Source organism: Nocardia sp. NPDC041819, from assembly GCF_055590505.1.
The window spans coordinates 257,517-266,557 of record NZ_JBVJAP010000002.1 but is presented as its reverse complement, the minus strand read 5'-3'; the positions used below and the strand labels follow the sequence as shown (position 1 = coordinate 266,557).

The 9,041-nt window shown below is 68.6% G+C and carries 8 protein-coding genes; 5 read left to right on the top strand and 3 right to left on the bottom strand.

The window, feature by feature from the left end:
* Positions 1–171: 171 nt before the first annotated feature.
* A complete protein-coding gene (locus ACZ6DL_RS08115) occupies positions 172–780 on the bottom strand; it encodes a hypothetical protein (protein ID WP_391461037.1) in 609 nt (202 codons plus the stop codon).
* 179 nt (positions 781–959) lie between these two features.
* Entirely contained in the window at positions 960–1,292 is a 333-nt protein-coding gene (locus ACZ6DL_RS08110; RefSeq protein WP_466049907.1) for a hypothetical protein, read from the bottom strand.
* 622 nt (positions 1,293–1,914) lie between these two features.
* Here ACZ6DL_RS08110 and ACZ6DL_RS08105 point away from each other — a divergent pair.
* Genes ACZ6DL_RS08105 through ACZ6DL_RS08090 form a run of 4 tightly spaced genes read left to right on the top strand, consistent with a single transcriptional unit; the run spans position 1,915 to position 6,168 of the window.
* On the top strand, positions 1,915–2,964 hold the full coding sequence (locus tag ACZ6DL_RS08105) for a helix-turn-helix domain-containing protein (RefSeq protein ID WP_466049906.1): 1,050 nt from the start codon (positions 1,915–1,917) through the stop codon (positions 2,962–2,964).
* Positions 2,961–4,400, top strand: coding sequence for a pyridoxal phosphate-dependent aminotransferase (locus tag ACZ6DL_RS08100; protein WP_466049905.1), 1,440 nt, complete (start codon positions 2,961–2,963; stop codon positions 4,398–4,400). Before ACZ6DL_RS08105 ends, ACZ6DL_RS08100 begins: the two co-directional genes overlap by 4 nt.
* On the top strand, positions 4,397–5,392 hold the full coding sequence (locus tag ACZ6DL_RS08095) for a Rossmann-fold NAD(P)-binding domain-containing protein (protein WP_466049904.1): 996 nt from the start codon (positions 4,397–4,399) through the stop codon (positions 5,390–5,392). Before ACZ6DL_RS08100 ends, ACZ6DL_RS08095 begins: the two co-directional genes overlap by 4 nt.
* An 8-nt stretch (positions 5,393–5,400) precedes the next feature.
* A complete protein-coding gene (locus ACZ6DL_RS08090; protein WP_393231521.1) occupies positions 5,401–6,168 on the top strand; it encodes an SDR family NAD(P)-dependent oxidoreductase in 768 nt (255 codons plus the stop codon).
* A gap of 1 nt (position 6,169) precedes the next feature.
* On the opposite strand, the gene ACZ6DL_RS08085 is transcribed toward ACZ6DL_RS08090, so the two are convergent.
* The gene (locus ACZ6DL_RS08085; RefSeq protein WP_466049903.1) at positions 6,170–6,808 is read right to left on the bottom strand and encodes a methyltransferase domain-containing protein; all 639 of its coding nucleotides are present in this window, start codon (positions 6,806–6,808) and stop codon (positions 6,170–6,172) included.
* Positions 6,809–6,911: 103 nt separating this feature from the next.
* Here ACZ6DL_RS08085 and ACZ6DL_RS08080 point away from each other — a divergent pair, with 103 nt between their 5' ends.
* Positions 6,912–8,324: a hypothetical protein gene (locus ACZ6DL_RS08080; RefSeq protein WP_466049902.1), complete on the top strand. Its 1,413-nt coding sequence runs from the start codon at positions 6,912–6,914 to the stop codon at positions 8,322–8,324.
* The last annotated feature ends 717 nt before the right edge of the window (positions 8,325–9,041 follow it).

Below are 9,041 nucleotides of genomic sequence, written 5' to 3'. Positions count from 1 at the left end.
AAACCCTTCACCCTGCGTCAACGACACCGAGAGAAGACATTGTCCTCCGGGAGCAGCTCCGGCACCCGTGGCGTCTCTTCCCGAAGCTGGGAACGGCCGAAGGGTGGGACCAGCTCGATTGTGTGTGCGCAGTCGCCGATCGGATCGGGCGGTTGCCGGTCGCGGGCCTGTTTACTTCTGTGGCGAACTCAGCGACGGTTGGTGCAGGTCGAAGTAGGCGACGTCACCCATGAGGGCGTTCTCCTCTTCGAACAGCGACCGTAGATCGTCCGGTATCTCGACCTTCTCGTGTTCGCGGGCTTCGGCTTCGGAGGTGAAGTACACCGTCTCGACGAATCCGTCGTCGCCGTAGGTCGCCAGCGTGCCGCCGAGAATCTCCGGGCGTACCTCGTGCAACCGGTCGCCCGACTGGGCCAGTATCTCGCGCATCCGCCCGGCGTCCCGGGTGTGACCCTCCATGACCTGCACGAATCCGGCGCGGTCGGAGCCGCCACCCATCCACTGCGTGACTTCGGCGCAGTCCATGAAGGTGACCGGCCCGTCGAAGCACTGCTCGGTCTCCCGCCACCAGGCGCCCTGCTCCGGGCGCTCGCTGTTGCGGCGGGCGGCCTCCTCGGATTCGAATCGGGCGAGCGCGATGAAGGTGCCGTCGTCGCACAGTCCGCTGGTCGTGCCGAGATAGCCGACGGCTCCCGGCTTCAGTTCCTCGTTCCAGCGATCCATGCACCGATTCAATCGGGCGGGGTCGGCGGCCTTGCCTTGAATGACTTGGATGAACATCGGTTCCTCCTCGGGCGGAGCGATCACTCCGCGGTGTCGCCGAGCCGTCGCGTCGTGGTCCACCGAGGGCGGAACACCGCACGGCCCGCGATGGCGGCCGGCGCACAATCAATCGTTCGCCGGTCGGATGCCGCACGCAAGGGCCGGACGCCGGTGCACCGACGCCGGCCCTGTCGCGGTCAGGCGGCGGGGAGCGGCGTGTGGGTGCGGCGGGATGCTTCGTTGTCGCGTTCGGTGATGCGGACGTACAGCCGGATCAGCACCTCGCGCAGGGTGAGGCCGAGCTCGGCGGCGTGCAGGGCGGCCAGTTCCAGCGCGAGGTCGCTGGTGAGCGTGCCGGGATCGCTGAGCATTTCGTCCAGCACCATCCCGCTCACCGCTTGATCGCGGGTCAGGAAGACGGAGGGCAGCCAGCTGAGTTCCCACGCTGTGCCGGAGGACGAGGGAAGCAGCCGGGCGGTTTCCGGGCTGATGTCGCTGGTGATGATCGAATCGGTGATGTCGAGTGCCATGATCCGCTCTCATTCACGCTGTTCGGGATGACGTGGACCCGCCGCTCGGCGGTTTACCGTGCCCGAACGCGGTGGATTCGTCCGTGCTTCGGCCGTATCGGTGTCCGAATGCGTCGGGAGGTCGGCGGGAGCGGGAAGGCGCGTGGTCACACCTGGCCGCAGATGATGCCGGGCCGCGCCATGACGAGGTATCCGCATCCGGCACCTCCTAGAGTTATCGGGCCACCGCGATCGGCAGACCGGAAACCGTTGTGCGGAGACCGAATTGCGGTGACTTCGAGATCAAGGCTAGGTGCGGCCACATCTTGCTGTCAACGAAGCTTTAGCGCTTTGTGATGATAGTAGATAAGCTTCAATGACTTTAGATAGTCACATAGCTCAATGCCCGTCAGAAATCGGGGCAAATTTCGGTTTTCGCTGTGGGGTAAAGCCGGTGCGGTACCTTCCTGGGCTCATGTGGCGGCCTTTTTCGCAGGGGTGTCGGATGCGGCTGGATCTCTGCTCGACAACGAAATTCGGCGAGCGCGATTCGTCGGATGCCTTTTGCCACTCGATGATTAGAATGATGCATCGTGACATGCCGTGAGCATGCGTAGGCAAGGTGCAGGATGGGAGGCACGGGATGGCTGGCTCCGGCTCGGATGAGCAGGTCGGCGATCTGGTCCGCAGGCTACGACTGGAACGCGGCTACACGCAGGCGGCACTCGCCACCCGAGCGGGCTGTTCCCGCAGTCTGATTCAGCAGATCGAGAACGGCAGCCGGATTCCGCCGCTCGCGCTGCGGGAACGCCTGAGCCTCGCCCTCGGCGCGGAACTGCCGACCGACGGCAGCGCCGATCCCGCGACCGACCCCACCAGCAGCATCTACTACGACCTGCGGATGCGATTCAACGTCCTGCTCGGCAAGGACCCCGAATTGGTCTCGCGCGCACTGGGTATCGCGCAGAGTCTGATCGACGCCTCCGGCGCGCGAGCGGAAATCGAACCGCTGCGCCTGATCGCCGACCGGCAGTTGGAACGCGCCGAAGAGATCCTCGCGCAGATTCCCTCGCGCAGCGCCACGGTATGGGAATGGAACACCGTCACCGACTGGCTGACGATCCTGGAACAGGCCACCACGTCGGTGCGCGCGATCCACACCGCCGACCTGGGCACGATCGGCGGCGACGTCGGCGACGACTATCACGCGGCGATCCTGCGCCTGGCCGACAAGGCCCATCCGCCGAAGATCGATGTGCGGCGGATGTACGTGCTCGACGACATCTCCGACGTCTGGCCCTATGACGACAAACTGTGGAAGCAGGCGCGCTCGGGCGTGGAGAGCGTGCTGGTCAAGCGCGAATACGCCCGCAACGCGCAGAGCATGCTCGTGGTCGACGACCGCTACGTCGCGGTGGGCGAGTACGACTACTCGCGCCAGGCCCGGGTGGCGACGCGCTTCTCCGCGCTGAAGCACGACGTCGCGTTCGCGGTCCGGCGGTTCGAGAAACTCTACGACCTCCGGCGCGCCGGTTCGGCCATCGTGGTCGACCAGATCGTCGCGCAACCGCCACTGGCGGAATTCGAACGACTCGCCGAGGGCAACTGCCGCAGCCTGTTCCGCGCCGCGCTCCAGGAGAAATGGAACACCATGCCCGCACCGGGAGACTCTTCAGAAGGCGAGGTTCCGTGACTCAGAGCCACGTGCTCACCGATCCGCTCGCCGACTTGGCGATGCTGACCAATCGCTCCGAGGCCAGGAAACGGCAAGTGCGCGGGCACGTTTCGCGGGACGCCTGGTTCGCGGGGACCGGCGGCCTGCGCCACTCGGGCGTCATCGACGCCTACCACGGCGAGACCGGCCGTGCCCCGGACGCGCACGCCGTCGCGGCGCTGGACCGGGCGTGGCGAGAGAGCCTGCATATCGCGCCCGCCGCGGAGTATCTCGACGGCAGGCTCTACGACAAGCGGCAGCCGTTGATCCTGCGGGAGCTGGCGGCCCGCAGGCTGTTCGGGCGCCTGTCGCATCCGGTGGAAGGGGTCCCCGGCGTCCGGGTGCGTGCGGAAGAGGTGATCGTCTGCCCGTACTCGAGCACGATGCTGCTCGAGGAGGCCGTCGCGAGCCTGGCCAGGCCGGGCGGGGTGATCGTGTGCCCGGAGGGCTTCTACAAGAGCTCCAGCATCCACGTGGAGAAATTCGGCTTGCGGATCGTGTCGTGCCCGGTGGCCCCGGACGACGGGTTCAAGATCGACCCCGCCCGGCTGGCCCGCTGCCTCGACGGGCTGCGGGCGACCGGCGAGCTGTGCGGTGTGCTGCTCACGCTGCCGGGCAACCCGGTGGTCGCCGACTACACGGCCGCCGAGCTGGCGGAGATCGCACGGGTGCTGCTCGACTGCGGCGTCCCCGTCATCTGCGACATGGCCTTCGACCTGCTGGTGGCCTCGCACATCCCGGTCGCCGCGCTGCACGTGCCGACCGAGCAGGGCATCCGGCGGCTGTACGACGTGGTGCTGACCATCACGGGCAACTCCAAGGGCTACAACGCCTTCGGCCCCTGCAAGATGGGTGCGGCATGCACGGGCGACAGCGCGTGGCTGGAGCGGATCCGGGAACGGCTCACCATCTCGTTCCAGCGCGAGACCACCCATCTGGCTCGCGCGATCCTCGAGCACACCTCCGAGGACTACTTCGCCCGCAATCACGCGCTGATGCGCGCGCAGATCGAGCGGGCGTGCGGCCACATCGCCGCGATCAACGCCCGGCTCGGGGCCGAGGTCCTGCGACCGCTGGGCAATCCGGAAGGAATGTTCGTCTCGGTGGTGTTCGATCGCGCGCTCCTCGACGCGGCGGGTGTACGCACCAGTGCGCAGGTGGAAGACCTGTTGCTCGCCGTGGCCGGCGTCGACAGCGTCGCGCTCGACCGCACCGGCTCGCTGCGACCCGGCGTCCGGTTGAACGTTCTCGCTCCCCGCAAAGCGCCGCGACACGAATCGCCCGCTTTGCTCGAGGAGCTCTTCGACCGGCTGGAGCAATTGATCCGCGATATCGCAGGCGGGCTCACCTATCGCGCCGCGCTCGCCGATCGCGGCCTGACCGCCTTGGTAGCGGAGCCCGGAGCCGCGCGGTGATCGTCGGGGTGCTTCGCGAGACCGCGCCACGGGAAACTCGTGTGGCGCTCACACCCGACGCGGTCCGCACCCTTTCGACGGCGGGACTTCGAGTGCTCGTGGAGGAAGGCGCGGGGCGAGGCGCGGGTTTCGCCGACGCGGCCTATCGCGCGACCGGGGCGGATGTCGTCGGGGATCGCGCGGTGGTGTTCGAGCGCGCGGGCATCGTCGTCTGGGTGAAACCGCCCGCGTTCGACCTGGATTCGGTGCCGTTGCGCGCGGGGACCACGCTGGTCGGCTTCCAGGATCCGCACTACCGTCGCGGCGAGATCGATCGGTTGCGTGGCCTCGGCATCGAATCGGTCGCCTTCGACCAGGTGCCGCGCGACGACTCGACCGCCGAGATCGATGCGCTGTCCGGGATGAGCCGGATCGCGGGCGCGGAGGGTTACGCCGAAGGTAGGCGGCTGCTCGCCCCCGCGCGGCTCATCCGTCCGGTCCGTGCCCTGGTGCTGGGGTGCGGCGCGGCCGGACTCGCCGCGATCGCGGCCGCGCGCACGTTCGGCGACGAGAAGCCGACAGCGGTCGGTAATCGCCTCGCACAGCGGCCGGCCGCGTCGGCGGCGGGCGCCGGGCAGTTCGTGCCGAACCGGGACGACAACGCGGCGCTGCTGGAATCGCTCGCCGCCGCGCCACCCGACCTCGTCGTCTGTACCGCCGTGCACCGCGGATCCCCGGCGCCCCGCCTGCTCGGGCAGGCGGAGTTGGACCTGCTCGGCCCCGGGACCGTGATCGTGGACCTCGTGGCCAAGGCGGGCGGCAATTGCGTCGCGACCGTTGCGGACCGGACGGTCACCCTGCCCAACGGCGTCGTCGTCACCCATCGCTCCAACTATCCGGCGAGCCGTCCGGCAGCGGCCAGTCTTGCGTACGCCGCGGCGACGGCCGCCATGGTGCTGCGGATCGCCGGAGAGCGCGGAAGTACCTTGACGGTCGATGAGAACGTGTTCTAATTTTTGGCATGCGCAGATTTGACGGCCGCCGCGTGGTGGTGACGGGAGCGGGATCCGGCATCGGTCAGGGCATCGCCCTGCGACTGCTGGACGAAGGGGCGCAGCTGGTCGCCGCCGACATCGATGCGGCGGGCTTGGCCACCACCGCGGAGAAGGCGGGTGACGGCGCCGAGCGACTGCGAACGGTCGAGGTCGACACCGCCGATCCGGCGTCGGTGCGCACCGCCACCGAAACGGCGCTCGAGTTCCTCGGCGGACTGGACGTGCTGGTCAACGCGGCGGGCATCCTCCGCCCCGCGCGCACCCACGAGATGCCGCTCGAGGTGTGGAACCAGGTGATCGGGGTGAATCTCACCGGTACCTTCCTGATGACCCAGGCCGCGCTGCCCGCTCTGCTGGACACCGGGCGCGGCGTGGTGGTCAACATCTCCTCCACCGCGGCGTTCAGCGCGGCGCCCTATCTGGCCTCCTACGCCGCGTCCAAGGGCGGCGTGAACGCTTTCACGCACGCCATCGCTCTGGAGTACGCCAAACAGGGCTTGCGCGCGGTGAACATCGTTCCGGCCGGCATCACCAGCGGTATCACGACGAAGTCCATCCTGGCTCAGCCCGAGGGTTTCGACCCGCAGTTGTTCTCCCGGATGACCGGGTGGCTCAATGGCGGCGCGCTCGGCTCTCCGGAGGACATCGCCGGGGTGGTCGCCATGGTCGCCTCCGATGACGGGCGGTACATGACCGGCACCGAGATCCGGGTCGACGGCGGCGCGCTGATGTGAGTCAGCGGGGCGTCGCCACCAGAAGGTGGTGCGGAATCGGCGTATTCGCGAGCCGCCGATGCTCGACCTGGCAGCCCGCCTGTTCCAGTGCCGCGATCACCTCCGGCACCGGGCGCAGGGTGAAGCCGTACGGGGTGAACGGCAGCTTCGCCATCGCGTCCGGATCTCCGATGCCGACCACCAGACGGCCACCCGGCCGGACCACGCGCGCGAGTTCGGCGCACGCGGCTTGCAGGTCCGGCACGAAGTAGACGGTGTTGACGGTGATCGCGGCATCGAGACTGTCGTCCGGCAAGGGCAGTGCGGTGAGCGAACCCTCGAGCAGCCGCAGGCGACCGGACTCGATGTCGCTTCCGTGACCGGAGCGGGCGCGTGCCAGCATGTCCGCGGAGATCTCGACGCCGTGCACCACACCGTCCGCGCCGACCCGATCGAGCAGCAGGGAAAGCCCTGCGCCGCCGCCGAATCCGACGTCGGCCGCCGCGCCGCCGGGCGCGACGGAGGCCGCCTCCACCGCACCGGCGATGGCGGCCTTGTTGCCGCGATTGAGCACGAAGGCGATACCTTTGCCGAGCACGCCGTGGGGATTTCCGAGCTGACCGGCGAGGGTGGACAACAAGCGGGCCCGAACGGAGTTCATGGGCGCCATCGTATCGGCCCGCCCGTACCGGACGGTGCGGCGAATGTCCGAATACTGTTCCGTTGCTATCCGTTCGACTACCGCGTTGTGAAGGACGACCTCGATGCGCCGACCGATGATCGTTCTCGCCGCCTGCGCGCTGGCTCTGCTGCCCGGTCGGCCCGCCTCGGCCGCCGCGCCATGGGGGCCGCTCGCGCCGCCGAACCCGTTCCTCGGGCCGCCCGGCGCCGCGACCATGCACGGCGACGCCGGATCCTCGGACGTGACGGCGCTCGCCGGGCCCGCCGCCGCGGGCGCGGTGGCGGCCTATCCGCTGGCCTCCGCGTGCCCCACGCTGCTGGAAGGATCGGACCGCCTCGTGGTCGCCCTGTGCACCGCGATCGCGGGACAGACCCCGACGGTGCACCTGCTCGACCCCGCGGCGCCGGGCCCGCTGGCTGCTTCGCTCGCCGCACTGCCGTTGACCAGGGGAAGCCTGCTCGGCGGCGTGTACGCCTACCTCGACCAGGTCGATCGCTTGGTGGTCGTGGACGGCACCGACCGGCTGCTGCGCATCCGGCACGAGCGCGACGCGGCGGGGACGTGGCGGCTGATCGGCGAAGACTTCGCCGATCTCGGTCCGGTGCTCCCGCCCGGAGACGCGGTGACCGGACTCGTGCCGGACTGGTCGGGCAATGTGTGGTTCGCGTCCGGTCAGGGCGTGGCCGGGTTCGTCACGGCTACCGGGCAGGTCACGGCGCTCACGCTGCCCGCGGGAGAGCGCGTGGCCAACAGCATCTCGTCGGCGCCGAGCGGACAGGTGGCGGTGGCCACGACGCACGCGCTGTACGAACTGCGCGCCGCCGCGTCCGGCGTTCCTGAGATCGTGTGGCGCGCGCCGTACGACCGGGGATCGGCGCGCAAGCCGGGACAGCTCAGTTGGGGCACCGGCTCTACCCCCACCTATTTCGGGCCGCGCACCGGCGCGGACTACCTGACCATCATCGACAACGCCGACGGGCAGGTGCACGTCCTGATATTCCATTCGGGGACCGGCGAACTGGCATGCGCGGCACCGGTGCTCGGTGAAGGCGGTGCGGGCAGCGAGAATTCGCCGGTCGGGGTCGGCCGCTCCGTCTTCGTGGCGAGCACATACGGATACCCCTACCCGGCGCTGCCCGAGGGCGCTGGACCGGCGGTGCCCCCGAGCGCGCCGTTCACCGGCGGCATGACGCGCGTCGATGTGGACGGCGACGGATGCCGCGTGGTGTGGGAGAACACGGTGCGCAGCGCGGCCGTACCGCGCCTGTCCACCGCCGACGGCCTGCTGTACACGGTCGCCCGCGTCGGCGCGAACCACACCACGCCCCTCGACGGGTACGCGTTCACCGTGCTCGACCCGGAAACCGGTGCGGTCACCGCCTCACACCATCTGCCCGGCACCGTCGTCGACGATCCTCTCCAAACCGCGCCGCTGATCACGCAGGACGGCCACCTGCTCCAAGGAACGGTTACCGGGATCCTGCGCGTCGGCTGAGCAAGGGCGGGGCAGCGAGCAAGTGACTCGGCCCACTCGAGTCATTTTCCGCCTCCGACCGGGGCGCACCGTTCTGCCCGCGCATCGACGAACTCGGTGGTGCGTCGAGCCGTGCACAGTGGTGCGTCCAGCCGTGCACAGACGAATCGCCTCGGCGAGGGAACGGGAACCGGTCGAGCGCTGGACTGTGACGTGCGTCTCTCGAACTCGGCTGTGGTGGCGTCGATTTCGCGCGGCTCCAGCCCTCGTAGCCACAGGTGAGGCGAAGATCACATAACCCGTTACGGTTGCGGCCGAGGTGCTGAATCGGGCCCCTGGGCGGGGTGAGCGACCGCTCTTTGCCCAGCCGGTTAATCCGGAGCCTGTCGGGGAACTGGCCGGTCTTCTCCGCGCGCCACTATGTCCTTACCCGGTTTATTACCGCGTAAACAAACCTGTGGTCTCTTTCTTTGGTGTGCTGATCAGCAACCGGCAATTCTTGCAAATGAACGTGCAGGTAGGAGCCCATGTCAGCAACCATGGAGAGGTCTATCTTTAGCCCCGGCTAACGCCTCTGAGGAGTTCCCGAGCTATTGCGGAGGCGATTCCCATCGAGTGTTTCGGGAGTGTCACCGAGGCGGTGCCGGGCCGTCGAAACAGTGATCGCGCGTGTCGCATGCGATTAGCTGGCGGGGGGTGAAAGTGCGCGGCCACCAGGGTTTGCTGGAGCGCTGCTTT